General features: G+C 63.4%; 18 protein-coding genes. 9 read left to right on the top strand and 9 right to left on the bottom strand.

Going from position 1 to position 26556, the window contains the following annotated elements:
- Positions 1 to 13 precede the first annotated feature (13 nt).
- On the bottom strand, positions 14 to 838 hold the full coding sequence (locus IRI77_RS18230; RefSeq protein ID WP_194453456.1) for an isocitrate lyase/PEP mutase family protein: 825 nt from the start codon (positions 836 to 838) through the stop codon (positions 14 to 16).
- Between the two features lie 140 nt (positions 839 to 978).
- Here IRI77_RS18230 and IRI77_RS18225 point away from each other — a divergent pair, with 140 nt between their 5' ends.
- Positions 979 to 1599, top strand: a complete 621-nt coding sequence (locus IRI77_RS18225) for a SanA/YdcF family protein (RefSeq protein WP_194453455.1) — start codon at positions 979 to 981, stop codon at positions 1597 to 1599.
- A gap of 27 nt (positions 1600 to 1626) precedes the next feature.
- On the opposite strand, the gene IRI77_RS18220 is transcribed toward IRI77_RS18225, so the two are convergent.
- The 5 genes from IRI77_RS18220 to IRI77_RS18200 form a co-directional block, all read right to left on the bottom strand.
- Positions 1627 to 2649, bottom strand: coding sequence for a glycoside hydrolase family 43 protein (locus tag IRI77_RS18220; RefSeq protein WP_194453454.1), 1023 nt, complete (start codon positions 2647 to 2649; stop codon positions 1627 to 1629).
- Between the two features lie 305 nt (positions 2650 to 2954).
- A complete protein-coding gene (locus IRI77_RS18215; RefSeq protein WP_228486800.1) occupies positions 2955 to 3467 on the bottom strand; it encodes a peroxiredoxin in 513 nt (170 codons plus the stop codon).
- A gap of 88 nt (positions 3468 to 3555) precedes the next feature.
- Positions 3556 to 6270: an ABC transporter permease gene (locus IRI77_RS18210; RefSeq protein WP_228486799.1), complete on the bottom strand. Its 2715-nt coding sequence runs from the start codon at positions 6268 to 6270 to the stop codon at positions 3556 to 3558.
- 16 nt (positions 6271 to 6286) lie between these two features.
- Positions 6287 to 6622 (bottom strand): PadR family transcriptional regulator, encoded by a 336-nt coding sequence (locus IRI77_RS18205; protein ID WP_194453453.1) that lies wholly within the window; start codon positions 6620 to 6622, stop codon positions 6287 to 6289.
- A 1722-nt stretch (positions 6623 to 8344) separates the two neighbouring features.
- The gene (locus tag IRI77_RS18200) at positions 8345 to 8971 is read right to left on the bottom strand and encodes a hypothetical protein (RefSeq protein WP_194453452.1); all 627 of its coding nucleotides are present in this window, start codon (positions 8969 to 8971) and stop codon (positions 8345 to 8347) included.
- 2560 nt (positions 8972 to 11531) lie between these two features.
- On the opposite strand from IRI77_RS18200, the gene IRI77_RS18195 reads away from it, so the two are divergent.
- Together IRI77_RS18195 and IRI77_RS18190 are read left to right on the top strand one after the other, a co-directional pair.
- Entirely contained in the window at positions 11532 to 12740 is a 1209-nt protein-coding gene (locus IRI77_RS18195; protein ID WP_194453451.1) for a reverse transcriptase domain-containing protein, read from the top strand.
- A gap of 310 nt (positions 12741 to 13050) precedes the next feature.
- The gene (locus IRI77_RS18190) at positions 13051 to 13911 is read left to right on the top strand and encodes a hypothetical protein (protein WP_194453450.1); all 861 of its coding nucleotides are present in this window, start codon (positions 13051 to 13053) and stop codon (positions 13909 to 13911) included.
- A 212-nt stretch (positions 13912 to 14123) separates the two neighbouring features.
- Here the strand turns inward: IRI77_RS18190 and IRI77_RS18185 are convergent, their stop codons facing one another.
- Positions 14124 to 14966: a type IV toxin-antitoxin system AbiEi family antitoxin domain-containing protein gene (locus tag IRI77_RS18185; protein ID WP_194453449.1), complete on the bottom strand. Its 843-nt coding sequence runs from the start codon at positions 14964 to 14966 to the stop codon at positions 14124 to 14126.
- A gap of 631 nt (positions 14967 to 15597) precedes the next feature.
- Between IRI77_RS18185 and IRI77_RS18180 the strand changes: the two genes are divergently transcribed.
- Positions 15598 to 16929: an FAD-dependent monooxygenase gene (locus tag IRI77_RS18180; RefSeq protein ID WP_194453448.1), complete on the top strand. Its 1332-nt coding sequence runs from the start codon at positions 15598 to 15600 to the stop codon at positions 16927 to 16929.
- 57 nt (positions 16930 to 16986) lie between these two features.
- Here the strand turns inward: IRI77_RS18180 and IRI77_RS18175 are convergent, their stop codons facing one another.
- A complete protein-coding gene (locus IRI77_RS18175; protein ID WP_194453447.1) occupies positions 16987 to 18756 on the bottom strand; it encodes a hypothetical protein in 1770 nt (589 codons plus the stop codon).
- 424 nt (positions 18757 to 19180) lie between these two features.
- On the opposite strand from IRI77_RS18175, the gene IRI77_RS18170 reads away from it, so the two are divergent.
- Positions 19181 to 19660, top strand: coding sequence for a hypothetical protein (locus tag IRI77_RS18170; RefSeq protein ID WP_194453446.1), 480 nt, complete (start codon positions 19181 to 19183; stop codon positions 19658 to 19660).
- Between the two features lie 163 nt (positions 19661 to 19823).
- On the opposite strand, the gene IRI77_RS18165 is transcribed toward IRI77_RS18170, so the two are convergent.
- The gene (locus IRI77_RS18165) at positions 19824 to 20162 is read right to left on the bottom strand and encodes a hypothetical protein (RefSeq protein ID WP_194453445.1); all 339 of its coding nucleotides are present in this window, start codon (positions 20160 to 20162) and stop codon (positions 19824 to 19826) included.
- A gap of 1272 nt (positions 20163 to 21434) precedes the next feature.
- Between IRI77_RS18165 and IRI77_RS18160 the strand changes: the two genes are divergently transcribed.
- The 4 genes from IRI77_RS18160 (at position 21435) to IRI77_RS18145 (ending at position 26551) form a co-directional block, all read left to right on the top strand.
- Positions 21435 to 23903 carry a glycoside hydrolase family 95 protein gene (locus IRI77_RS18160; RefSeq protein ID WP_194453444.1) on the top strand — a complete coding sequence of 823 codons (2469 nt, stop codon included), beginning with the start codon at positions 21435 to 21437 and terminating at the stop codon, positions 23901 to 23903.
- Between the two features lie 385 nt (positions 23904 to 24288).
- Positions 24289 to 24936 carry a cobalamin B12-binding domain-containing protein gene (locus IRI77_RS18155; RefSeq protein ID WP_194453443.1) on the top strand — a complete coding sequence of 216 codons (648 nt, stop codon included), beginning with the start codon at positions 24289 to 24291 and terminating at the stop codon, positions 24934 to 24936.
- A complete protein-coding gene (locus IRI77_RS18150) occupies positions 24933 to 25817 on the top strand; it encodes a homocysteine S-methyltransferase family protein (RefSeq protein WP_194453442.1) in 885 nt (294 codons plus the stop codon). The genes IRI77_RS18155 and IRI77_RS18150 overlap by 4 nt, the downstream gene beginning before the upstream one ends.
- Positions 25802 to 26551, top strand: a complete 750-nt coding sequence (locus IRI77_RS18145; RefSeq protein WP_194453441.1) for a DUF1638 domain-containing protein — start codon at positions 25802 to 25804, stop codon at positions 26549 to 26551. Before IRI77_RS18150 ends, IRI77_RS18145 begins: the two co-directional genes overlap by 16 nt.
- Positions 26552 to 26556 lie beyond the last annotated feature (5 nt).

Here is a 26556-nt window from a genome sequence, read left to right as displayed (position 1 = left end):
CCGCCCCGGCGCCTCAAATCCCCATAATCCGGCAGATCTCGCCCGTACTCGCCACCTTATCGACAAACCCGAACTCTCCCGTGGCTCGCACCCCGCGCGCCGTCTCGATCAACGCCGACATCGCCGCCCGCCACAGCGAAGTCGCCAGGCTGATGCGCCGCACCCCCGCCGCCGCCAGCTCCTCGGCGGAGAACGACTTTCCGGGAATGCCCACCATGAAGTTGAAGGGCTTTGATAGCGATGAACACACCGTCCGCACCGCCGCCAGGTCCGGCAGCCCCGGAGCAAACAACACCTCCGCCCCGGCCGCTTCAAACGCCTGCAGACGTCGCAGCGTCTCTTCCAGCCTCGGCTCCGCGAACAACAGGTTGTGCGTCCGGGCCGTCAGGACGAAGGGAAAACCCAGGCTGCGGGCCGCCTCGGCCGCCGCCGCAATCCGCTCCACCGCCAGCGAAAACTCATACAACGGAGCCTCCGCCCGCTTCGTCGTGTCTTCAATCGTGCAGCCCACTACGCCCGCCTCGGCCGCCCGCCGGATCGTCTCCGCCACCTCCTCCGGAGCGTCGCCAAACCCGTTCTCCAGGTCCGCCGAAACCGGCAGGTCTGTCGCAGCCGCAATCGACGCCGCATGCGCCAGCGCCTCATCGCGCGTGATGCCGCCATCCCGCCGGCCCAGCCCCACGGCGCAGGCCGCGCTCGAAGTAGCCAGGGCAGGGAAGCCCAGGCCCGCCAGCAGCCGGGCCGAGCCGGCATCCCACGGATTCGGAATCACAAACGCGCCCGGCCCCTCGTGCAGGGCCTGGAACCGCAGCGCCTTTTCCTTCAGTGCATCGTTCATAATCACCCTCCGAGGTCAACCTAACATCTTGCTCCGCCCCTTTGCCCGAGCCGCCTGCCCCCGCCTCCTCGTACACTGGTTCCATGTTCCGCCCACTCCGGGCCCTCTCTGGGATCCGCGGGAAACGCCGCCTCCCCCGGTTGGCTCTCACCTTCGCGGCCATCGCCCTCGTGTGGGCCGTCTCCGCCTGGTGGATGGTGAATCGCAACGCCGCGGGCCGCACTTACAACACCGCCGAAGCCGTTCCGCCGCGCAGTGTCGGCCTGGTTCTGGGCTGCTCCCGCAAACTCCCCGACGGCCGCACCAACGCCTTCTTCACCCACCGAATCCAGGCCGCCGCCCAGCTCTACCGCGCCGGCAAGGTGAGCTATCTCCTGGTGAGCGGCGACAAACACGGGCCCGCCTACGATGAGCCCGCCGACATGCGCGACAGCCTCATTCGCGCCGGAGTCCCGGCCGACCGCATCTATCGCGACGACGCCGGCTTCTCCACCCGCGAATCCATCCTCCGCGCCCGCTGGATCTACGGCCAGACCCGCCTCACGGTCGTCTCCCAGGAGTTCCACAACCAGCGCGCCATCTGGTTCGCCCGGCAGCAGGGCATCGACGCCATCGGCTTCAATGCCGCTGAAGTCACCGTCTTCGGCAGCTTCGGGACCCGAGTGCGCGAAGTCCTTGCCCGCTCCGACCTCATGCTCGACTTCGCCGGAATCCGCAAGCCGGCCCGGCCGCCAGGCGCGATGCAGACGATCCCCATTTAGCCCGGCTCTGTCTGGCGCGCGCCCCGATCACCGCACGATCTGTTTGACGATTCGCACCGTGGCGCCGGTATCTTCCATCTCGAACAGCTTCCCCCGGGCCTGCCGGAACGGCTGGTGCAGCACCAGCATCAGCTTCCCGTCGAATGACTCGAACAGCATGCCGTGCCCGCTGTCGTTGCCCACCAGCACCTCACCCTGCTTCCAGGGTCCGCGCAGCTTGCCGCTGGTGGAATACGCCACCGTCTCCACATACAGTCCGTCCCGGTAGCTCGACCACAGCATCAGCAGCTTGCCTTTCTTGGTCTTGTACAGGCACGGGCCATCGGTGACATAGTTCCGCGGCTTCTCCGCCTTCTTCGCCTGCTCGCTCACCCACGGAGCCTCCGACGCCTGGAACAGTAGAAACGGAGCCCCCGCCTGCGCCGACAGGTCCTTCTTCAGCGGCACGGCTTCCATCGTCCCGTCCAGCACCTGGATCCACTCGTGTGCGTAGACCATGTACGGCACTCCGCCCTCGACATACAGCGTGCCATCCAGCGTCATCAGTTCCGCCGGAGGAGCCGGGCTGTTGCCCAGCGGCGCGAACGGGCCTTCCGGCGAGTCCGCCACGAAGATCTGTGTCCCGCGCAGGTGCGGCTTCGCCGGCTTGCCGTTATAGATGGGCAGCTTCTCCTCATCGGCATAAGGCAGCAGCTTCTTGCTGTTGTGCAGCGTGGCCATCAGGTAGTACTTGCCCTTGTACAGATGGACCTCCGGAGCCCAAACGCCCTCGGCCGGATCGGCCCACAGCCCGTCGGGCACTTCGAAGACCTTGAAGGGGCCGTCCCAGTGCAGCATGTCTTTGCTCTTATAGGTGACGACGCCGGCCCGTTGACCGCCCAACTGCCGGGCGCCCGCGCCGCAGTACAGGTAGTAGGTCTGGGTCGCTTTGTGGGCGAGAATGAACGGGTCGTGCAGGTAGAACTCGCCGAACGTCAGCCCGGTCTTCACGGGCGTCTGCGCCAGCAGCGGAGCCACCAGCAGCAGCGCCGCCCACCATCCATTTGGCATGCGAATATCCTCTGCTCCCAAAGATATCCCAGTTCGCCAACCGCCCCGCACCCGCAACCGAGCCGCACCCAAACGGAGCCGCGAACGTGAGTGAGCGGATACCCCAACGCAGCTCCGCAACCCAACGAGCAACCGAGGCAACCCCGTCCTCCCCCGCGCTCAGAGCCGCCACTGCAAGGAGAGGGGGAGCCACCCAAACTCCCCAGCCAACAAGCAAACAAGCCGGGAAGCGCGTGCTCCCCGGCCTCCAACAAATCAAGAAAACACTGGACTCGTCAACAATCCGGCGAGCCCGTCCCCCGCGTCTACTTCATCTCCCCCAGGGCCGCCAAAACCTCTTCGCTATGCTTCGCCGGGCTCACCCCCGTCCAAACCTTGGCGATCTTGCCCTTCGGATCGATGAGAAAGGTGTTCCGCGACGCCATCCCGCGCTGGTTCAGCGAGCCATACTCCTCAGTGACCTTCTTGCCCGAATCCGCCAACAACTTGAACGTCAAGCTCTCCTTCGTGCAGAACTCCTTGTGGCTATCGACGGAATCGACGCTGACGCCGAGAATCGCGGCATTCTTCTCTTCGTATTTGGCGAGATCCCGTTGGAAGTTGTGCGCCTCGATGGTGCACCCCTGAGTCATGTCCTTAGGGTAGAAATACAACACCACCCATTTCCCGCGCAGCGCCTTCAGCGCGACGTTCGAGCCTTCCTGGGAAGGCAGCGAAAACTCCGGAGCCGGCTGGCCCACCTGCGGGATTTCCGCGGAATAAGCGGCAGTGCTCATCAGTACGGCCGCAAAAGTAGCAATCATCCAGTTGAGTTTCATGCGTCCAGGTCCCTCTAATCCTGAGTAAAGGATATCGCGCCGACCGGCAGCCTTGGGGCCCGCAGCCGGCCCGGACCCGCCCCCATGCTCACTCCCCGCGCAACGTACTCACCGGATCCAGCGCCGCCGCCCTTCTCGCCGGCACATAACTCGCAACAAATGCGATCAATCCCAGCAGCAGGCTCGCCGCCGCCAGCGACACATAATCCTGGGCCGGCAGCCCGTACAACAACGAGGCCGCCGCCTTCCCGGCCCACATGGAAAGCACAAGTCCAATCGGTAGCCCGATGCCCAGCAGCACAAACGCCTCTCGCAGCACCAGCCGGATCACCTGGACCCGGTTTGCGCCCAGCGCCATCCGCACCCCGATCTCGTTCCGCCGCCGGGCCACCATGTAGGCGATCACTCCGTACAAGCCCAGCGTCGCCAGCAGCGCCGCCAGGAACCCGAAGGCCCCTGAAAGCATCGCCAGCAGCTTTTCGCGCAGCAGCGACTCCTCCAACTGCCTCGACAGCGGCCGGCATTCGACGCCCATCGCCGCATTCATCGACACCACCGCCGCCTGCGCCGCGCCCATCACGCGCCCCACCGGCCCCGTCACCCGCAACAGGAACGTGGCGTTGCCGCCGGGCCGCGCATTCTGCGCGATCGGAAAGTACGCAATCGGCCGGAACTCCTCTTTCAACGACTCGTACTTGGTGTTCGCCGCGAGCCCCACGATCTCGAACACCGGTTCCGCCTGACCCGCACCCGCGGCCATGTGGAAGGTCCGCCCCACCGGATTCGCGCCGCCAAACAGCCGCTTCGCGAAGACCTCGTTCACAATCGCCACCTTCGGCGCCGTCAGCGTGTCTTGCTCGTTGAAATCCCGGCCCGCCGCCAGCCGCGTGCCCAGCGTTCGGAAATACCCCGGACTCACCCGGTTGAAAAAGGCCGTACGCCCGCCCCCCGCCACCGCCGCATTCTGGACACCCACCAGGTTGTCCCAGGTGCCTCCACCCAACGGAATCATGTCCACGTGCGCCGCCGACAGCACCCCCGGCACGCCCGCCAGCCGGTTCGACAACTCCTTCGCAATCGACGCCCGCCGCTCCAGCGGATAGTGCGCCCGGTTGTAATCCACGAAAACCGCCAGGATCCCCTGCGACTGGAAGCCCGTATCGACCGTCATCAGATTGTGCAGGCTTCGCACAAACAGCAGCGCCCCCACCAGCAGCACCAGCGACAACGCCACCTGGGCCGCCAGCAGTGCCCGGCGCAGCGCGAACTGCTCCCGGCCCGCCGTCGCCCCCCGAGCCCCTCCGCCGCGCATCGCCGACGCCGGAGCCAGGCGCGTCCCCCGCCACGCCGGCAGCAGCCCAAACAGCACACACGTGATCAGCGACAGCATCGCCGCAAACGACAGCACCTGCCAGTCCAGCGCCACATCCACAAACACCGGATTGCCCGCTGTGCTCAGGAAACTAATCAGCCCGCGGCTCAGCCCCAACGCCAGCCCGGCACCCAGCACCGCGCCCGACACGGCCAGCAGCAGGCTCTCCGCCAGCAGTTGCCGGATCAGCCTCCACCGCGAAGCCCCAATCGCCAGCCGCACCGCGATCTCCTGCGCCCGCACCGTCGCCCGCGCCAGCAGCAGGTTCGCCAGGTTCGCGCAGGCAATCAACAACACCAGCCCCGTTGCCGCCATCAGCAGCCACAACGGGCGTTCATACTCGGCCCGCAGTCCCGACGTGCCCTTCTCCGCCGCCACCGCCGTCAGTCGATTCGCCAGGAAGCGCTTCGCCAGTTCAGCCTGGTAGCCCGTCGGCAGCGACGCCCGCATCACCTCTGCAGAGAGTGCGCGCAGGTGCGCATCGGCCTTCTGCACCGTCCAGCCCGGCTTCAACCGGCCCATCGCCGACATCCACCAGGCGGCCAAATCCGGAGCGCGCCCCCGTCCATCCTCCGACATCACCCGGTCCTCACACAGCGGCACGGCCACGTCATACCGCCGGCCCACCTCCACGCCGAAGAACGCCGGCGGCGTCACGCCAATCACCGGCACCGCATGTCCGTCCAGCCGCACACTCCGGCCCAGCACGCCCGCGTCACCGCCCAGTTCCCGCTGCCAGAACGCATAGCTCACCACCGCCCCCGCCGGGCAGGCCGCGCTGTCGTCCTCAGCCGTGAACGTACGCCCCAGCATCGCGTCCACGCCCAACAGGCGGAAGAAGTTGCCGCTCACAAAGAGCCCTTCCGCCATGCGCGGTTCGCCGCCGTCGGCCAGGTTGAACCGGGCCGCGCTCCACCCCAGCAGTTCGGAAAACGCCTGTTGCCGGCCTCGGATCTCTGACCACACCGTATGGGTCATCACCGCGTCGCGAGTCGGCCACCACCCCGCGCGCGTCGCCCCCTCCTGGAATCCAATCGTCACCAGTTGCTCCGGTTGCTGCACCGGCAGCGTCTTCAACCGGATCGCATTCACCAGTTGGAAAATCGCCGTATTCGCCCCAATCCCCAGCGCCAGCGAGAGAATCGCCACCGCCGCAAATCCGGGATTCCGCCTCAACTGCCGCAAGCCGAACACCACATCGGCGCGCGTTTCATCCAGCCATCCGGCCACATTCATAGCCCGGGTCCTCTCCTTCTGCAGGGTGTAATTGCCCAGTCGCCGCCGCGCCTCACGCATCGCTTCACGCTCGGGCCAACCAGCCTCCGTCAGCCGGCCGACCGTCTCGGCCAGGTGATACTGCAGCTCTCGTTCCAACTCGTCATCGAGCCGTTCCGCCCGAAACACATTGCGCCAACGCCGGTACCAGGGCATCTCCAGGCCTCCAGATTCACGAGTACCGCAGCACGCGCCCAACCCCGCGCGTCAATCGATCCCAGGTGGCCTCTTCATCGGCGAGTTGTTGCTGCCCGCGAGCGGTAATCGAGTAGAACTTGGCGCTCCGGCCCTTGTTGGTCACCAGCCACTCCGCTGTGATCCACCCGTCTTGCTCCATCCGGTGCAGAGCGGGATACAGCGAACCCTCCTCCACCTGCAGCAGCTCATCCGAGACCGTGTGGATGTGCTCGCACAAACCATATCCATGCAACGCCCCGCGCGATGCGAGCGTGCGCAGCACCAGCAGCGTCAGGGTGCCCTGCAGTTTATCGTTCCGGCTCTTTGGCATAACTAGCTAGGTATAATTTAGAGGCTGGAAGGCAGCCTGTCAATTGAGAACTGGCGTCCGCCGCACTGTTTACAGAACGCACCCGCCCCCTCCGGCCAACCGGCCGAAACGCCCCGCGGGCGGAACACCCGCCCCACACAGTCCCCAACCCATCCAATCCGGCTCCCCCACCATTACCCCCGGCGGAGCCATTGGCGAAGCCGGGGGCCCGCCGCAACCCAGCAGCATCCCGACAAACTCAAATACCATCACAATCGAACGAACGAGCCCGCACCGAGCCAAGCCCCCCAATCAACCCGAGCCGCCTCCCCCAGCATTACCCCCGGCGAAGCCATTGGCGAAGCCGGGGGCCCGCCGCAACCTGGTAGCCTCCCGACCGATCCGAATACCACCGCAATCCATCGAACGAGGACCCCACCGAGCCAGCCCTCCAATCCACCCCAGTCGCCTCCCCCAGCATTACCCCCGGCGAAGCCGGGGGCCCGCCGCAACTCAGTATCCTCTCGCCCCATCCGAATACCATCGCAATCGAACGAACGAGCCCCGACCGAGCCAAGGCCCCCGATCAACCCGAGCCGCCTCCCCCAGCATTACCCTCGGCGAAGCCGGGGGCCCGCCGCAACCCGGTAGCCTCTCGACCCATCCGAATACCTCCGCAATGCACCCAGTCCCGTCCCCAGCGTGCCGAGCCCCGCACTCCACGCGGGCCAGCAGAAACCAACACAGCCGCCCCGGTGTCAATTTCAGCGTGCGGCGAGCCATCTCCAGCGGAACCATGGAAGCCCGAATCAAAGTCCCGCCCAGCCCGCCCGAAAGGTCAACCCGATGACGCACCCGGCCCGTCTGCTCCTCCTCTGCGCGCATTCACTCCTGCTGGCCGTACCAGCGAGCGCCTGCATGTGTTCTGGCGATGGTCGTTCCGTGCAAGAAACCTACCTCCGGTCCAGCCGTGTCTTCCTGGGAGTCGTGGAGCGCAGTTGGACGGACGACATCGCTGTCTTCATCGCGCGCAACGCTTCCTCGGCAACCGCCATGTGAATTTCCGGATCCAGGAATCCTTTCGAGGTCCACACCAGGAACGCCTCACCGTAGCAGCCACGTACGCCGGCTGCACTTTCTCATTCCTGTCCGGAGAACTCTACCTGGTCTACGCCCAAACCGACCCGGAATCGGGAGAATTGTACACAAGCGCCTGCACGGGAACCCTAGACGCACCACGGCTGGAGGAACACCTCCCGGCCCTGCGAGTGCTGAAGCGATCGAGATAAATCGGAGAACTTCAAACAGGTCGCACCCGGCCCGGTCGGCCCGCCAAAGCGCAGCAAGCCGCGATCAGAGCCGCGACTAACAGGAGCGGGGGAGCAACTGATAGCCTCCAACCAACGAGCGAACCAGGCACTGCCACAATCCGCGCGTCTTCACCCACGCACCTCGATATAGCCGAAGCGGAGCAAGCCGCTACGAACCACGACCTTGAGGGAGTGGTCCCCGCCGCGCTGCGAACCACGACTGGCAAGGAGTGGGCCTCGGCTGCGGAAGCGTCGCCAGCGGAGTCAAGTATGATCATCGCGGCTGCGAAAGAAGTGGTAGCCCGTCCGCTCCGCAGTCCCGGAACGCCAGTGACGGGCTACCAGCGCGCCTTCAACGGAGTGGCAACATTTGAACACCCGTAACCTCGATGACACGAGTTGCTAGGCGAAGCCTTTCAGCACTGTCGCAGCACTAACCTGCCCCAAGTCTCCATTCCCTGGCGAAACTCTTCTCCCCCACCACTTCCCGGACCAGCGCATCGAACCGGTCGCGCCCATACAGCGCCATCAGGCTCTCGAACTCCACAACCCGCGCGAATTGTGGCGACACAGGAACATCCTGTCGCTTCATCCACAGAGCCAGAACCGAACGGCGCACAACCAGCCACCACCCCAGACCGAGGGTGACGGTTCTGTCCCCGACGCGACACATAATCTTTGAGCACTTCGGAACATCGTCATGAAAGGAGCGCTCCAGGACAGCGATCATGCTGCCGCGTAGGCGTCGATTCTGGTGAAGAGAGGCTTCGCAAGGTGCGCAGAACCTCTTCCGGAACTGATCGCCCAGCATCAGGCTCTCACCCAGTTTCGCCTCGATGGCGATTCCGTGCTGGCCGCCCACGCACAATACATCGATCTTTTGCGCTCCGTCGCAGGCATAGTCGCCTTGATCCGTCTGGACACAAACCGAAGCCTTCTCTGCCAGGAAATCCTCAGCCTCGCTCAACCCACCGGCGCAAACGTCATCGGCAAATGTCCGGCCAGAGATGGCGCAGGTGACATCCGTGAGCCGCCCCTGCTTCGAAATCTCGCGAAGCATGTTTGCGATAAGGTCTTCACCGATGTGCACAAGTTGGAGCGGCATGTTCATCCAGCCTACCTGGCGCAACGGTTCACGCGTTGGACTGCGAGTCCTCGCCGGCTAGGTAGGCGCAAGTAGATTCAGGTTCCGACTTGCGATCAAACCGGGAGTATTCATGAGAACGCTGGCAACTTTGCGGCTCGACTTGGCAGGCATTGGCCTTGACTGCCGACAAAACGGCACTTGGCCTCTGGTCGTGAAAACTTCGTCCTTCCGCTGTCACGCGTCGTAAGACTGATCTGCCCTCCCGCCTGGACTCCAAGAATCGATTGTCCTCCAGTGCATTAGCAGGGTCGGAGTAAGATTTGTGCGACCACGGGCGGCCCTGTGTATTCGATCGTAACGACATAAGCCCTTTCAGTGCCCGCATGTCCGTCCAAGAGTCGGTCTGGACCAGCGAATCAAGTACCGCGATGCAAATTGGGACGGGGTGATTCTCGCGTAGCAATGCTGCCATCTTTCTACGCGTGGGGTTCAGGAATTCCGAAGGTTTTGTCACAGCGGTTGCGGCAGAGTGAATCGGAACAGAGGAAAGGGTGGTAGAACGGATAGCATCGGCACGAGTTGCCGTCGATGTTCTGGCATCTGTCGGATTCGAGTCGCGGATTGCTCGAAGGATTCGATCGTCCCGATTAGGTATGTGCGCCAACTCCTCCCACCGCTTCCTTGCCTGAAAGGTCCAGTTCCCAGGATATTCGTGCCAAGGAATAGCGCATTCGGCTCTCCAGGCAATTCTCCTTCCCGATGCGGCATAGCTGTATCGGTTCCTAAGTTTCATGGGAATCCTCAACAGCGTCTCTGAGCCACCGATGCCGCTCATTTCCTCTCGGGTTCCCCAGTAGGCCTCATAGGTATCGTCTAGGTCAACAGCGATTGCAAGCCAAAGGAACAGGATGTCCCCATTTACAATCGAAAAGTCCTGTCGAAGTTTCGCGCGCGCCTTGTCAATCTCTGGTTCACCAGCGCCATTGAAGCTTCCGTTCAGCAAGGGGGTGCGCCCGGGCCGTGGTTTCTGCCAGTTGACGCGGGTACGTACCGCAACGGCAACAAAGCGCCCGCTCTTCCGTCCGATGAAGTCGGCGAACGGATAGTTGGCTCTGCGGTCATTAAGGCTCTCTGGGGCACTTACCCCCATGTCCTTAAGTATCGCGAACGCTATAGTTCGTTCACCAAGTTCGCCAAGCATCCTGCTGAATTTCACTTCCGCTGCCGATCTTGCCATGTGGAGCCTCGATCTCAGATCGGCGCTTTGGTTCGCCAACTGCAGTGGAGTTGTTCTATCGTCGTGGGCTACTGTCCATCCGGCCAACGCGCAGCCTATCTACACCTCACCCAGCGGAGGAGCAATTTCCTATCGGGAGTGGATTTCAGGGCTCGCAATTCTGGCCTAAGGCGTCAACTCCCGGGGCGCGGGTGAGTCTTCGAAGTCCAGGGCTAGGCATTCTCGACACCGCGCTTGGCCAAACCGACTGCTGGGGATGGTCAATCTCGTTGGCACTGGTGGCGTCTCTCATTGGTTGAGAGGCGATCAACGCTAGAGATTGATTCTAGGGGGCTTCCGATCCGGTGATGCGAGTTGAAGGCGCGTAGTGTGCCGCCGCGAATCATATCCTATAGCCCGACCAAGAAGCTACTTTCTTGTTTGGGCCGCATGCAGTGTCTGGACACATATATGAAGCATCAAGATCGAAGGCTAGACAGGAGCGCCCACGGCTAAGGTCTCTGGTAATTGCGACTCTGTCGCCGGTGATTACGATTGAAATCGCCGCGCCTGTGGGTGAGATCCCGGATGAGCCGATCCTCGCGATGGCACGCCTTCTCGACGGCGTGACAGAAGCCCTGCGGAGGAGAAATTCCCTGTTTACTTTCCGCGCTGAGGCGGTATACTTCTACTAATGTTCTCCACCTTGTGCAGTGCACTGAATGGTGCTCTGTATAGGAAGTAGAGGCTACCACTGCCGTCGGTCTTTGGGGGCGCAGACGCTGGAAACAGCCAAGCGGGCTCTGAAGATGGGGTCGCATATCGCGATAACCATGTCGGCGGTGCTGCAAGCGATACTTTCGAGGTCGGTGGCTTCCAGGAATGGTCGCCGTGTCAGACCGCGGGTCAAAGCAACGAGGTCAATGAAGATGCGTTGCACAGAGATAATCTGGCGATCCGGTGGAGGGAGTGGCCCCTATTTCGGGGCCTTAGGCAGGCAATATGCAATTTAGTCCTTGCTTTTTGCTTGGGCTTTGTTGTATACTTAGAATGGAGATTTCTTGGTATGGCGAAGATTTCTACGGGGGTCGACTTTGTCGCCTCGGTTAATGTCTCGGTCCACCTCGAAACCGCCACTGGAGCACTGCCGTCGGTCTTTGGGGGCGCAGACGCTGGAAACAGCCAAGCGGGCTCTGAAGATGGGGTCGCATATCGCGATAACCATGTCGGCGGTGCTGCAAGCGATACCTTGTTAGCGCAAGCGAATGTGTCGCCCGGATCTTTCATCTTCTACGGGCGACAGAGGTATCTGGCACTTTGATTTCGGCTGTCGATACCATTGCCCGGCCCGATTTTCTCAAAAAAGCCTGGGACGCGCTTCGCAAAGAGAATAAGCAGTCCAAAGACATCCTAGAAGAGTCGATGTCAAGCTTCGAGTCGAATCTAGACACGCACCTAAAGAACATATCTTCACAACTCGCACGCAGAGCTTACCGATTTGCGCCCGTGAAGGCCGTCTTCATCCCAAAACCTGATGGCTCCAAGCGCGCACTTAAGGTATTTGCAATTAGAGACCGAGTTGTGGCCAAAGCAGTTCAACTCGTTCTCAAGGGCAAAGTGCCAGACCCTGCATGCAGCTTCGGATCCATCGAAGGCCGTAGCGTCAAGGGCGCAATCAGTCGCATAAGCGCTTTGTACAACAGTGGGCATACATGGGTTCTGGAAGCGGATTTAAGCAAATTCTTCGATAACATTGACCGATCTATATTGTTCCGTCAGTACTTGCGGCACTACAGGTGCAGAAGCCTGCTTGGACTGATCGAAGACTCATCGACGCCAATGGTTGGCAATCTCGATCGGATGAGTACTAAAGACCGAGAGCTTTTGCCGCCCGCGCATGTCGGCATACCGCAGGGATCGGCGCTCTCGCCGATGCTGGCAAATTTGTACCTGCGTGAATTTGACTTGGAGATGGAGAAGAGTGGGTTCAAGCTTATTCGGTATGTGGACGATTTCATAGTGATGTGCAAATCCAAAGCGGAAGCGGAGGCCGCCTACGGACGCTGTGTAGATATCTTGGAGGGACGTCTACACCTGAAACTCCATCCTCTCAGTCCACCATTGGCAGAAAAGGCGAAAACTAGAATATTCAAGTATATTCAAGGATTCGTATTTCTTGGCGTGCGCTTCGAAGGCGGACGGATTTATCCAGCGCGTAAATCTGTAGCCACTGTCAAGGAAGCAATTGGGGAAATATGTAGACAGCGCGGGAGTCGCAAGACATTGGCAGTAGCTTTGAATGCACTTGATCAGACTGTTTGTGGCTGGTGTCAGGCATATGCCTTTTGTCACTCGCGAGACGAATATCAGCTTCTTGATAAACATCTGCAAATTGAAGTCAATGGCCTCTTTCGGGCACTGCAATTACTTGATGGAGGAAGAACGCTAAGCCTCGGTCAATTGCGCCGTGTGGGCGTTCGGACATTTTCCTCGACGAGAGATAAAGTAGCTGCACATCGCAGATAGGAGAATCCGATCGGTTTGCGATTCCGACTCATTGCGCTCGCTAGATGACCCGAACCAATCACGTCCCCAAAGAAGCCGCTCGTTTGACAAGTGTGCTGAGCGGATTTGGGAGGAGGCGATGCCGGAGCTGATTTACGAGACTGGCGGCAGGTCGGATTGTCTTTGTTCCTTGGATGTAGCTTGAGGTTAGTCTTCGGAAAAGATCGAAACTAAGCCCACGCCTAATTGTCCGTAGACATCTCAGCCCTCGAATTGGACCTGATTCGATCTTGGTCGATCTATTCTGGAAAAGAGCCGCGTAGGATAGAGCATGAGCAAACTAATTCTAGATACGAGCGCCATCAATGCCTTGGCCGATGACTCAGAGTGGACGGTCCTGGTGCAAGGAGTTCGTTCCGCTTACTTCGTCGGCGTAACTGAAACCTCAATCTCTGAGATTGCTGCAAGCCCCGATGAAGCCCGCCGAATCCAGCTGCTTGGTATTGTCGAGCGGTTGCTGAAGTCTGGGATGTGTGTTCTGCCCTTTCATGGAATCATCGAGGAGCACACGAGAGCATACTTGGCGAATCGGGATGCTTACGAGTGGATGAGCGTCAACGTCCGATTTCCTGAAGCGGAAGGTGAGATCGTCCGACAGGAGATCATTCACGAGATTAGCCAGCAGACTCGCGAGAGCCTGCGCCAATGGGAGAGGGATTTCCGAGTAATCTTCTCGAATGCAAAGCCTGCGTTTCAGGCTCTTTTTGTGGAGTGCTCTGGAGAAAGACCATCCCTTGAGAAAGTCACTGAGAGGCTACTGGCCGAGGACGGCGCGCACATTGAGCTTGCCGTTGATCTCTTCGAGCGCGGGGCAGGTACTCGTCTCAGTCGCACAGAAGTCCAGGGCTTCAGTGAGCGGTGCCCCCCTTTCAAGGCGCTTCTAGTCGCCCTTTGCTTCAGCCAGTATGATCGCTGTATTCGCGATGAGAGGCAGAAATCGCTAGGTAAGGCTGGACGATTGGACATGTTTTCAGCTGTTTATCTCCCTTACTGTGAGCAGTTCGTGACGAACGATGCAGGCCAGTGCGAAGCACTAACGTCCGTGGCCGAGATCATTGGCAGTGAGATGAGCGTGCTGAAGTACAGCGAGTTCAAGAATCGATTGTTCCCACTCGGCAGTGTTGCGCAGTAACGCCAATCGCGACGTAATGATTGCACCCCGGGTCTGTTGGGATGGGTGCCGTGGAATTGACCCGTCCCACCGTTATCTATTGAGGAAGACCACCCTCTGCGCAAGTTCGGCAGAGATGGCGTTGCTTTTCGCGGCCCTTCAGCGCGAATGACGCTTCCTCGGCCACCAGCGGCATGGCTCGCACCAGCAACGCCGCCTGTCGGCGATACCCTTCAGAGACCCCCACTCAACTCCTCCGGCACAGTAATGCCATACTTCGAATCCAACCTTCCTTCGCGCACCACCATCCGCTTCCCCCGCCCAAGGTCGACAGCCGTTCGATCCAGCTTCGCCAGCCAGGAATGCCTGTGCCGTTCCGCAAACCAGAAGAATAGGCGCTTCACCTGGACGCTCCGGCAATCAACCAGCAACCCCTGCAGCCGCCGCGGACTCAGATTACGCAGTCCCTCGATCAGTACATCTGCCTGATGAAAGGTCTCGCGCTTCGGCACCTCATCCAGCAGTTCCAGGATGGCGCGCTCGGGTGTCGAGACCGTCAGCGGCCATTTCGAGTGCCCCAAAACCAACTGCGTCACGCCGGCGCTCGCCGCGGGCGCGGTCGCACCGGTGAGAGCGCTGTAGGGCGGGATCGAGCCATTCCGGAAGAGCTTCGTCGCCCGGTGGAACACCAGGCGCGCATCAACCGGCACCTTCGACACCCAGCCCGGCAGCGCCGCGTTGCTAAACACATGCGCTTCGCGCGCACCCTGGGCCGCGACATAGCGCTGGAAGCCCTGCAACTCGAGCGCGGTCCTGCCGCCGGCCGACACAGGAACCTGCAGCAGAACATTCAGGGAGATCACCAACTGTTGCCATGCGATCGGTTCGGCTTCTTCTGACAAGTCCGGCCTTCGATACACCCCCCGGCCTAAGGCGACCAGCCAGCGGTTCAGGATGTACTTGTGCCGGAGCTGGCGTGAGACCCCGTGCCGTTCCAGCCAGCCGGCATCGACCACCAACCCGTCCGGGAGGTTGTGCTGTAGCCAGTTTAACTTTCCCTGGTTTTGACCACCCATGGTTTACAAGTTACTGCTTTTTTAAACTCGCTGCAAGTTTATGTTATTCGCAATTTGTAAACCAAGGGTTGACGATAGGCCAGATCTGCAAACCAGCGGAGACTGGCGCAATCCACGACGAGAACACAGTCGTACAATAGCCCCGCCACGCACTGCCCCCCATTGGCCAGTCGCTGACTGGCCTTTTCACCACTCGGGACTATCCAGCACAGAGGCCCCAACTCACTCCGTCCCAGACCCCAACGCACGCCACACCCCCATGGGGACGTTCATCCCTGGCACAAACGAACACCGCTCCAATCTCAACTCTCTCCCCCTGTTGCCAGGGCGTGAACGTCCCCCTCCCCGAAAGTCCCCAACCCCCTCCGTCCCAGACCGCCCATCCCCCCATTCCCTACAGGAAGCCTCAGTGGTGACCAAAACGGCCCCCTCCACTTAACACCCGCCACCACCCCCTACCCCACCCCAGCCGCCAGCCACTCCAACGCCATCCAGATCACCTCTTAGATCAGTAGGGAATCTCGGCAACCGCCTCCACCTCCCCCCTGCACTTCCAACCAACGTCTCGAACGGTAAGCTACTCCCCTTCCACCCCCCATCCACCGCATCCTGACCAAGGAGACCCCAAACCATGCTGCATCCATCGTCGACCCCATCCACTCCTCCGCCGATCGCAGGAGAACACCCTCAGCTCCATCAGCCGGAATGCCTCCCGGCCGCCACCGAAGTCCTCATCGTCGGCGCCGGCCCAACCGGCATGGCCCTCGCCATTGCCCTGCAACAGGCCGGAGTGAAGCACGTCATCATCGACAAATTACAGCAGGGCCTCAACACCTCCCGAGCTGGCGTAATCCACGCCCATACCCTCGAAATGCTGGAATCCCTCGGAGTTTCACGGCAATTGGTGCAACTCGGCATACCGCTCAGCAACTTCTGCATCCGCAATCGCCAGGGAGTCCTCCTGAAACTCCAGTTCAATCCGCTCCCCACCCCTTACCACTACCTGCTCATGCTCCCCCAGGACCTCACCGAAAAGGTGCTCAGCGACCGCCTCACCGCCCTGGGCGGACACATCTTCCGCGGAGTCACCGCCACCGCCGTCACCCAGGATCCCGCCGGCGTCTCGGTCACTCTGGCCACCCCCTCCGGACCCGCCTCCCTTCGTGCCCAATATGTGGTCGGAGCCGATGGCATGCACAGCATCGTGCGCGCCGCCGCCGGCATCGGCTTCGAAGGCGGGACCTACGAGGAGTCCTTCGTCCTCGCCGACGTACGCATGGATTGGGCGCTCGCTAACGAAGTCTCCCTCTTCTTCTCCCCCTTGGGCCTCGTCGTCGTGGCGCCGCTGCCCAATGGCATCTTCCGCGTAGTGGCCACCGTCCACCAGGCGCCGGAGCAACCCGGAGTGGACGACATCCAGGCTCTGCTCGACTCACGCGGACCCGCGGCCGGCACAGACAAGGTGAAAGAGGTCCTCTGGAGCTCGCGCTTCCGCCTGCACCACCGCGTGGCCAACGACTACCGGAACGGCCGCCTGCTCGTCATGGGTGACGCCGCCCATGTCCACAGCCCCGCGGGCGGCCAGGGCATGAACACCGGTCTGGTGGATGCCGTCGTTCTCGGCCAACTGCTCGCCAGGGCCGTCCGCGCGGCGGATGGCTCCGCGATCCTCGACACCTACCGGAAAATGCGCCGCCCGGCGGCAAGCCGCGTCCTGGCTCTGGCCGGCCGTCTCACCACGCTCGCCACCCTGCGCGGCGCGGCGAAACTCGCCCTGCGCAATGGCCTTCTGTCCTTCATCAACAGATTGCCCTTCGTGCGCCGCCGCATCGCCATGGAGCTTTCCGGCCTCAGCCGCAGGTCGTTTGCCCAGCTCCCGGCCGCCATCGCGCAATCACCCGCCGCGGTCGCCCCGGTTCCAAATCACACCGTGGCCGCCCGTCTCCCTGACTGTCCGTCGTGAAGCTGCAGGGGACGCCTGCCTGCCGGTTGCCGGAAGCGCGACTCCGGCCGGAGGTCCTCAACGGCGATCGGTCCGGCCCGCGGCCGAAGCCATTGCCCTAATCGGCAACCCCATCCGGCGCAGCACCGCCTGGTAACGCGGATGCGCCAAGAGCCTGTCGAATCGCGGGTCGCCCGGTACGCGCAGCAGATACACCGATCTCCGCTCCGCGGCCATCTCCAACCAATTCAGCGCCTCGTCTTCCCGTCCCAGCCCCAGCAGCACCCGGCCGATATCGGCGGGGGATTGCTGCTCCGCCTGCAACAACTCGTCCAGCACCCGCAGCGCTTCCGTTGTCTCTCCCGCCGCCGCCAGCGCGTGGCCCAGGCAGGATAGCGGGAACCCGGCATTCAGCGACAGCTTGCATGCCTCACGGTAGGCTGCGATTGCCGGTGCAAGTTGCCCCGCCCACTCCTGGGCGCAGCCGATGCAGGCTGGAATCGGGGCATAGCCGGGCGCAATGTTCATCGCCAGGACACCCTGCCGTTCCGCCTCTTCAAAATGGCGCGCCCGCCCGTGGATATAGACCGCAATCGCCTGCATCAGCGGATTGAAGGGATCCACCGCCAGGCCCCGCTGGATCACGGCCTGCGCTTCCCCCAGCCGAAGCTGGGGCAGCAGGCACCAGAAGGCATACGCGATGTAGGCGATGGAAAGCGTCGGTTGCCGCTCAATCGCCCGTGTGAATTTCGCCTCCGCGGACGCCCATTGCCAGTCGCTGGCGCACTCCACTGAGGCCAGCGAACTCAGGCCCATCGCCGAATCCGGATCCAGCGCCAGCGCCTTCGCCGCCGCCTCCCTCGACAAGGGCACGGCCGCGCTCTCCTCGGCACGATAGAACCAGGCCAGCAGCAGATACCCGTGCGACAGCCCGGCCCACGCGGCCGCATACTCAGGCGCGCTCGACAGCGCCTCCCGAAAGCAATCCAGGCACTGGCGCAGATCCACAAACCGGCTGCCCAACGCGAACATGCCCCGCAAATACGCACTGTAGGCGTTCAGGTTCTCGGTCCGTGTCTCCTGGCTCGCCGGTCCCGGCCGTCCCCCCTGCGGAGCCACTTCAGCCGCCACCGCCTGCGCCAGTTCGTCCTGCAGGTCGAAGACATCTTTATACTCGCGCTGGTAAGTCTTCGAAAAGAGATGGAAGCCGGTATTTACGTCGATGAGCTGCGCCGTCACTCGCAGTTGGTTGCCGGCCTTCCGGACACTGCCTTCCAGCACCGTCGTCACGTTCAGCTTGGCGCCCACCTCGCGCAAGTCTTCGTTTAGCCCTTTAAAGCGGAACGCCGAGGTCCGCGCCACCACCTGCAGTTCCGGGACGCAGGCCAGGCGGTTGATCAGCTCCTCCGTCAAGCCGTCGCTGAAATACTCGTTCTCCACGTCAGCGCTCATGTTCACGAACGGCAGCACCGCTATGCGCGATCGCCCGTCTGTCGCCGACGCGGCTTTGCGCCCGGCGGTGGACTGCAGGCGGATCTGCGGGACATAGCTCCCTTTGGGGATCCCGATGAGGATCTGATCCTGGGCCCCCTCGCCCGCATAGTATTCCACCAGCTTCGACCTCAGCTTCGCTGCCTGGATCCGGACGATGTTGTCAACGCGCGGATCAAAGTCCTTGCCGCGATCGAAGACCTCCACGCCCAACGTGTATTCCTTCAAATCATCCGCCCGGCCCGCTTGTGTGGCCCCCACCACGAACCGCAGGAAACGGATCAGCCGCGCCGATTGTGAGAACAATGGGCTCGCCAGAATCCGTTCAACTTGCGCATCAATGTCAGCCGGGCTCATGCCATCCAACCCTCTGGGAGCAGGTGAAGTAGTCCGCCGGTCTCAAACAGTACAAATGCGGACGCTTTGCTATTTCTAGGAGTGTACCGTGACCCCGGACCAAAAGGACCAGCTCCAGCCCCATCCACCGAATACGCCCCACGGGGACGTTCCTCCCTGGCACAAACGAACACATCCGCAACACCAACTCACCCACACTGTTGCCAGGGCGGGAACGTCCCCCTCCCCCAGAGGCCCCAATCCACCCCGTCCCAACCCGTCCCGTCGCCCCGCCCCACAGAACCACCCCGTTTCCCCACATGAAGGTTCTCTCATGACACTATTTCAAGAAAAATTTGGCTCCCTGTAATCAACAAGTTGCAGATATTCTTCTCCTAAATCCTTGGTCCACCGCCCCTAAGAATGGGTATAGAGGAAATTTCACATGCACATCTCCGAACCAGCCGACTGCGCCTTCCCGGACGTCGACCTCCTCACCCACCACACCAAGGTCGCCGAGGATGGCATCCTCACCGGCCCCAAAGCCACCGGAGCGCTCACTTTCTGCGAACGCAAGGAGTACTATAAAAAGCTTCGTGCCGCCGTCCACGAACAGTACAAACCGGCCACCATCTATCAGCACATCCTCGCCGACCGCATCGCCGAATGCATCTGGCGCGCCGAACGCTACGCCTCCTTTGAAGCCAACGCCCTGACCCTCCAGATCCAGCGCCAGTGGGACCACACCAATGAGCTCGTCCCCAAAGCCAGCCCCGGAGTCCACGCCCTGCAAGCCTGGCTCACCATGGATCCCGCCCAACGCAAGTCCCTCCAGGAAGCCCTCAAACTCGAGGAACGCTACTGGCGCCGCCATCGCGCCCTCGCGGCCGAACTCCGCCTGATCCAGCGTCTCCACCCCAACTAGCCGGCCCAAAGGAACCATCGCGCGCCCCGCTTCCGTCCCGGACGCAAGCGCTCAATCGAGCGCTGCGGAAGTGCCGGATCAAGTGGCGAATCAAACCCTGACCGGCGACCCGAACCAGACTCCAAAACCAGAGAAGGACCCGTCCATGCCCCAGTCGAACATCTCAGAGAAGCGCCTCGCCGCCAACCGGGCCAATGCCCGCAAATCCACCGGTCCGCGCACGGTCGCCGGCAAAGCCATCGTCTCCGCCAATGGCTGCCGCACCCGGGCCTATGCCCGCGTCCACCGCATGCCGCCCCACATCGAAGCCTTCTTCCGGAGCCGGGCCGAAGGGAAAACCCAAGCCATCGTCGATCCCGCGCGCCGCGCCCTTCACTACGAGTGGTGGATGCTCGACGGCCATCGCATCCTCCACGAGAAACGCGAGCAGGGCCTTTTCGATGCCGGGCTCGACTACGGCCGCGGCGACGAGAAGCTCGCCACGGAGTGGGTTCTCCGCCAAAGCGGCTACATCCAGGCGCTAAGCCGCTACGCCGGCTGGATCCAGGTCCGTCTCCGCCGCGTCGAACAGGCCCTAAGCGCCGCCCCAAAAGAGCTCGAAGCCGAACTAGCCCAAACCCAACCCATCGAACTTTTGGCCGACCAAACCCATTCACCCAGCAGTCTCAATCCGTGCAGCTCTCCCTCCACGGCCCCACCCGCGGCCTCAATCCCCAACCCCAACGCCAGCCACCCCCAGCCTTACCCCCGGCGGAGCCGGGGGCCCGCCGCAACATCAACAAGGCCCGAGCCAAACCCACCAGACCAAAGTAACCAGACGGAACCACCGCCAGCCCTCTCCAACCCCAACGCCCACTCCCCCCAGCCTTACCCCCGGCGGAGCCGGGGGCCCGCCGCAATCCCAACGACGCCCGAGCCAAACCCGCCAAACCAAAGCGACCAGACCGAACCATCGCCAGCCCTCCCCAACCCCAACGCCAGCCACCCCCAGCCTTACCCCCGGCGGAGCTGGGGCCCGCCGCAATCCCAACGACGCCCGAGCCAAACCCACCAGACCAAAGTAACCAGACCGAACCACCGCCAGCCCTCTCCAACCCCAACGCCCGCCACCCCCAGCCTTCTCCCCGGCGGAGCGGGGGCCCGCCGCAACCTCAACAACGCCCGAGCCAAACCCACTAAACCAAAGCAATCAAACCAAACCATCGCCAGCCCTCTCCAACTCCAACGCCAGCCACCCCCAGCCTTACCCCCGGCGGAGCCGGGGGCCCGCCGCAACCCCAACGATGCCCGAGCCAAACCCACCAGACCAAAGCGAGCAACCCCACTCGTCGCCAGCCCCCTGCAAATCGGATCTCCCATTGAATTTGGCCGACCAAACCCATTCACCCAGCGGTCTCAATCCGTCCAACTCGCCCTCCCCGGCATCAGCTGCAGCCCCAATCCCCACCCCCAACGCCCACTCCCCCCAGCCTTACCCCCGGCGGAGCCGGGGGCCCGCCGCAATCCCAACGACGCCCGAGCCAAACCCACCAAACCAAAGCGACCAGACCGAACCATCGCCAGCCCCCCCAACCCCCACGCCCGCCACCTCCAGCATTCCCCCTGGCCCAGCCCGAGTCCCGCTGCAACCCCAACAACCCCCCAGCCAAACCCACCAACCCCAACCAATCAAACCGAACCCTCGCCAGCCCGCCCAGAATCCAATCTCACCGGAACTCCGGCCGAGCAAACCCATTCACCCACCCAACCCGCCCCTGATACCCTGAGAATCGCCATGCTGCCGAAGCCCACCCGCCGACACCTTCTCCAGGCCGCCGCCCTCGCCCCTCTCTCCGCCGCCGCGGCCCCGGCCCCCGCGGCGCCCCCGTCCGCCCTCTGGTACCGCCAGCCCGCCCAAACCTGGGTCGAGGCCCTCCCCGTCGGCAACGGTCGCCTGGGCGCCATGGTCTTCGGCGGAGCCCCCCAGGAACGCCTCCAGCTCAACGAGGACACCCTCTGGTCCGGTTCCCCCCACGACGCCAACAACCCCAACGCCAAACAGCACATCCCCGCCATCCGCCAACTCGTCGCCGAAGGCAAATACCCTGAGGCCGATCAGCTCTGCAAGCAGATGCAGGGCCCCTACAACGAGTCCTACCAGACCCTCGGCGACCTCCTCCTCCACTTCGACCACCCGGGCTCACCCACGAATTACCGCCGCGAACTCGACCTCGACACCGCCATCGCCCGCACCGAATACCAAGTCCAGTCCGTCACGTACACCCGCGAAGTCTTCGCGAGCCACTCCGGCCAGGTCCTCGTCGTCCAGCTCACCACCACCCAGCCCGCCGGCCTCACCTTTCGCGCATCCTTCCAGAACCCGCTCCCCATCAAGGTCACCGCGCCCGTCCGCGACACCCTCCGCATGACCGGCAAGGCCCCGGCCCACGTCGACCCCAACTACGTCACCAATACCGCCAAGCCCGTCATCTTTGACGAAACCCCCGGCCAGGGCATGCTCTTCGAAGCCCGCCTCCGCGTCATCCAGAAAGGCGGCAAGGTCTCCATCGACAACGGCGTCCTCCACGTCACTGGAGCCTCCTCCGCCACCCTCCTCCTCGCCGCCGCCACCGGCTTCCGGGGCTTCGATCAACAGCCCGACCTGCCGGCCTCCGCCGTCTCCGACAAGTGCGCCAAGGTCCTCGAAGCCGCCGCCAAACGCCCGTTCGCCCAACTCCGCGCCGACCACATCGCCGACCACCAGGGCCTCTTCCGCCGCGTCGCCCTCGACCTCGGCGGCCACTCTGCGGCCGCCCTGCCCACCGACGAACGCCTCGCCCGCCTGGAGACCACCCCGGATCCCCACCTCGCCGCGCTCTACTTCCAGTACGGCCGCTACCTCCTCATCGCCAGCTCCCGCCCCGGCACCCAGCCCGCCAATCTCCAGGGCATCTGGAGCTATGAAGTCCGCCCGCCCTGGAGCGCCAACTGGACCGCCAACATCAACGCCCAGATGAACTACTGGCTCGCCGAGACCACCAATCTCTCTGATCTCCACGCGCCCCTGTTCGACCTCATCGACGAGCTCAGCCGCAACGGCGCCAAAACCGCCTCCGTCAACTACGGCCTGCCCGGCTGGGTGGCCCATCACAACGTCGACATCTGGCGGCAGTCCGCGCCCGTCGGCTCCTTCGGCCAGGGCTCGCCCACCTGGGCCAACTGGAACATGAGCGCCCCCTGGTTCTGCGCTCATCTCATGGAGCACCTCCGCTTCACCGGCGACTCCCAGTTCGCCCGCCAACGCGCCTACCCCGTCCTGAAGAGCGCCGCCGAGTTCTGCCTCGCCTGGCTCTACGACGACGGCTCCGGCCATCTCATCACCTGCCCTTCGTTCTCCACCGAGAACAGCTTCCGCACGGCCGAAGGCCGCACCGCCCAGACCAGCGCCGGCTGCACCATGGACATCGCGCTCATCCGCGAGCTCTTCACCAGCTGCATCGAGCTCTCCAACACGCTCAGTCTCGATCCGGATTTCCGCGCCAAACTCCAAGCCGCCCGGGCCAAACTCCCGCCCTACCAGATCGGCAAGCACGGCCAGCTCATGGAGTGGGCCCTCGACTTCGACGAACCCGAGCCCGGACAGCGCCACATTTCCCACATGTACCCGCTCTACCCCGGCAGCGAAATCACTCCGCGCCAGACGCCGGCCCTCGCCCGCGCCGCCCGCGTCTCCCTCGAACGCCGCCTCCAGGCGGGAGGAGCCTACACCGGCTGGAGCCGCGCCTGGGCCATCAACTTTTGGGCGCGCCTCCACGACGGAGACCAGGCCAACGAGTCCATCGTCATGCTCCTGCGCAAGAGCACCTCCCACAACCTCTTTGATACCCACCCCGCGGGCAGCGGCTTCATCTTCCAGATCGACGGCAACTTCGGCGGAGCCGCGGCCATCGCGGAGATGCTCCTCCAGAGCCACGACGGCGCCCTTCACTTCCTGCCCGCGCTGCCGAAGGCGTGGCCGCAAGGCTCCGTGCGCGGCCTCCGGGCCCGAGGCGGCATCGAGGTCAATCTTCAGTGGGCCGCGGGCAAGGCCACCGAAGTCACCCTTCGCCCGGCCGCATCGATATCCATAGTGGTGCGCCCGCCCGCCGGCCAATCCATAGGAGAAATCACGGCCGCCGGCCGCCCCGTCCGAATGACCCCCGAACCCGCCGGCCTCCGCATCCAGGCGGAGAAGGGCAAGACCTACCGCATCCTCTTCGCCTAGGGCCATGCCATCCCATCCGCAGCGGCAACCCAGCGGTCTGCTCTTGTTCAGCCAACCACAACCCCGTAGTACGGCGGACCCCCAGATCCGCAGCCAGCCCCCGGCTGGCCTTCGGTCTGCCTCACGGCCCACCACCCGAGCCCGCCACCCCGTAGGACGGCGGACCCCCAGGTCGGCAGCCAGCCCCCCGGCTGGCCCTCGGTCTGCCTCACGGCCCACCACCCGAGCCCGCAACCCCGTAGGACGGCGGACCCCCAGGTCGGCAGCCAGCCCCCTGGCTGGCTCCCCGTCAATCCGCTCCAAAAAGGCAAAGTTGACGCTTTTCGGAGATTTAGATACGCTTGTCGCATTACGGGCTCTCATGCCCGCAGCAAGGAGATTCCTCATGGCTGATCTTCAGAAGCTCTATGACGCGGTGCTCAACGGCGATCAGAAAGCCGCCATCGCGGTGACGGAACAGGCCCTCGCTGAAGGCGTCACTCCTCTCGACCTGATCACCAACTACATGGTCCCGGCCATGGACGAAGTCGGCCGCCGCTTCGAATGCGAAGACTACTTCGTGCCGGAGCTCCTCCTGTCGGCGCGCGCCATGAAGGGTTCGCTGAATCTCATTCGCCCTTTGCTCACCGCCAGCGGCATCGAGCCCGCCGGACGCGTCGCCATCGGCACCGTCAAAGGCGACCTCCACGACATCGGCAAGAACCTTGTCGCCTCCATGCTGGAAGGCGGCGGCTTTGAGGTCATCGACCTCGGCGCCGACGTCGCGCCCGAGAAGTTCATCGACGCCATCCAGAATAAAGGAGTCCGCGTCGTCGCCCTCTCCGCCTTGCTCACGGTCACCATGCCCTCCATGCGCAAAACCATCGACGCCCTCAAGGCAGCCGGCGTCCGCGATCAGGTCAAGGTCATGGTCGGCGGAGCCCCCGTCACCCAGCAGTTCGCAGAAGAGATCGGCGCCGATGGCTATAGCGACAACGCCAATGCGGCCGTGGCCCTCGCCCGCAGGCTGGTCGCGGAAGGCGCACCCGCATGAGCCGCCTCGCCGCCTGGCTCGCCAACGGCCCGCTGATCACCGACGGCGCCTGGGGCACCCAGCTCCAGACCCTCGGACTCCCCCTGGGCGTCGTGCCCGACACCTGGAATCTCGAGCATCCCGAACACGTCGAATCCGTCGCCCGCGCTTACGTCGAAGCCGGCAGCCAGGTGATCCTCACCAATACCTTCCGCGCCAACCGCATCACCCTGGCCGACTCCGGACTGGCCGATCTCGTCGAGCCGCTCAACCGCGCCGGCGTCTCCATCTCCCGCCGCGCCGCCGGCAGCAAGGCCCTCGTCTTCGCCTCCATGGGCCCCACAGGCAAGATGCTGCTCACCGATGACCTCGACCCCGCCCAGGTCACCAGCGCCTTCGCCGAACAGGCCCGAGTCCTGGCCGCCAACGGCGCCGACGCCCTGTTGCTCGAAACCTTCAGCGATCTCGAGGAAGCCAAGCTCGCCCTCACCGGAGCTCGTCAGGCCGGCCTCCCCGTCGTTGTCTCCTTTGCCTTCGATTCCGGCAGGAACCTCGACCGCACCATGATGGGCTCCACACCGGAGACCGTCGCCGCCGAACTCGAAGCCGCCGGAGCCGATGTCGTCGGCGCCAACTGCGGCGCCGGCATCGAACGCTTCGCCCCCGTCTGCAAACGCCTCAAGGCCGCCTGCTCGCTGCCCATCTGGATCAAGGCCAACGCCGGCCTGCCCGAGGTGAAAGCCGGGGCCGTCATCTACACCACCTCCGCCGCTTTCTTCGCCGGCCACTACCCTGTACTCATCGAAGCCGGAGCCTCCTTCCTCGGCGGCTGTTGCGGCACGAATCCCGACTTCATTCGCGCCCTCGTCGCGACAAGGAGCGCCGCATGCGCCTCAAACTGATCAGTTGCGAAGTGCTCTTCCGCGAGATGTGCGCGGAACTGGCCCGCTCGCCCCACCAGGTCGACGTCGAGTTTATGCCCAAGGGCCTCCATGACCTCGGCGGCAAGGCCATGGCCCAGGATCTGCAGAAGCGCATCGACACCGTGCCCGCCGGCCAGTACGACGCCATCCTGCTCGGCTACGGCCTGTGCGGCAACGGCCTGCACGGCCTCGAAGCCCGCGACACCATGCTCGTGCTGCCCCGCGCCCACGACTGCATTGCCCTCCTCATGGGCAGCCGCGAGCAGTACCAGCGCTACTTCGACGAGCACCCCGGCACCTACTACCGCTCCACCGGCTGGCTCGAACGCGGCAAAGGCCTCCAGCAGCTCACCCACAACACCGTCGGCATGGATGTCTCGGAAACCGACCTCATCGCCAAGTACGGCGACGACAACGGCCGCTACCTCTACGAGCAGCTCACCCGCTACCGCTCCACTTACCAGCGCCTCACCTTCATCGAGACCGGCCTCGAAGCCGATGCCCGCTTTGAAGAAGAAGCACGCTGGGAAGCCGCCGAGCGCGGCTGGACCTTCGAGAAACTTGCCGGCAACCTCATCCTGGTCCGCCGCCTCATCCAGGGCGACTGGAAGGGCTCCGACTTCCTCCTCACCCAACCCGGCCAGCGCATCGCCGCCAGCTACGACCCCACCATCGTGCGCGCCGAGGACATCCGCCAGTCCGCCTCCGCTTAACGGGA

The sequence above is a fragment of the Paludibaculum fermentans genome, assembly GCF_015277775.1.
GTDB lineage: Bacteria > Acidobacteriota > Terriglobia > Bryobacterales > Bryobacteraceae > Paludibaculum > Paludibaculum fermentans.
The sequence above is the reverse complement of the archived record's forward strand: the minus strand, read 5'-3'. Positions and strand labels throughout refer to the sequence as shown.

What these genes read in the sequence shown, in the direction of transcription:
- IRI77_RS18230 (WP_194453456.1), bottom strand. Translation starts at nt 838, where the DNA reads ATGAACGATGCACTGAAGGAAAAGGCGCTGCGGTTCCAGGCCCTGCAC.
- IRI77_RS18220 (WP_194453454.1), bottom strand. Translation starts at nt 2,649, where the DNA reads ATGCCAAATGGATGGTGGGCGGCGCTGCTGCTGGTGGCTCCGCTGCTG.
- IRI77_RS18215 (WP_228486800.1), bottom strand. Translation starts at nt 3,467, where the DNA reads ATGAAACTCAACTGGATGATTGCTACTTTTGCGGCCGTACTGATGAGC.
- IRI77_RS18210 (WP_228486799.1), bottom strand. Translation starts at nt 6,270, where the DNA reads ATGCCCTGGTACCGGCGTTGGCGCAATGTGTTTCGGGCGGAACGGCTC.
- IRI77_RS18205 (WP_194453453.1), bottom strand. Translation starts at nt 6,622, where the DNA reads ATGCCAAAGAGCCGGAACGATAAACTGCAGGGCACCCTGACGCTGCTG.
- IRI77_RS18200 (WP_194453452.1), bottom strand. Translation starts at nt 8,971, where the DNA reads ATGCTTCGCGAGATTTCGAAGCAGGGGCGGCTCACGGATGTCACCTGC.
- IRI77_RS18190 (WP_194453450.1), top strand. Translation starts at nt 13,051, where the DNA reads ATGAGCAAACTAATTCTAGATACGAGCGCCATCAATGCCTTGGCCGAT.
- IRI77_RS18185 (WP_194453449.1), bottom strand. Translation starts at nt 14,966, where the DNA reads ATGGGTGGTCAAAACCAGGGAAAGTTAAACTGGCTACAGCACAACCTC.
- IRI77_RS18180 (WP_194453448.1), top strand. Translation starts at nt 15,598, where the DNA reads ATGCTGCATCCATCGTCGACCCCATCCACTCCTCCGCCGATCGCAGGA.
- IRI77_RS18175 (WP_194453447.1), bottom strand. Translation starts at nt 18,756, where the DNA reads ATGAGCCCGGCTGACATTGATGCGCAAGTTGAACGGATTCTGGCGAGC.
- IRI77_RS18170 (WP_194453446.1), top strand. Translation starts at nt 19,181, where the DNA reads ATGCACATCTCCGAACCAGCCGACTGCGCCTTCCCGGACGTCGACCTC.
- IRI77_RS18160 (WP_194453444.1), top strand. Translation starts at nt 21,435, where the DNA reads ATGCTGCCGAAGCCCACCCGCCGACACCTTCTCCAGGCCGCCGCCCTC.
- IRI77_RS18155 (WP_194453443.1), top strand. Translation starts at nt 24,289, where the DNA reads ATGGCTGATCTTCAGAAGCTCTATGACGCGGTGCTCAACGGCGATCAG.
- IRI77_RS18150 (WP_194453442.1), top strand. Translation starts at nt 24,933, where the DNA reads ATGAGCCGCCTCGCCGCCTGGCTCGCCAACGGCCCGCTGATCACCGAC.
- IRI77_RS18145 (WP_194453441.1), top strand. Translation starts at nt 25,802, where the DNA reads ATGCGCCTCAAACTGATCAGTTGCGAAGTGCTCTTCCGCGAGATGTGC.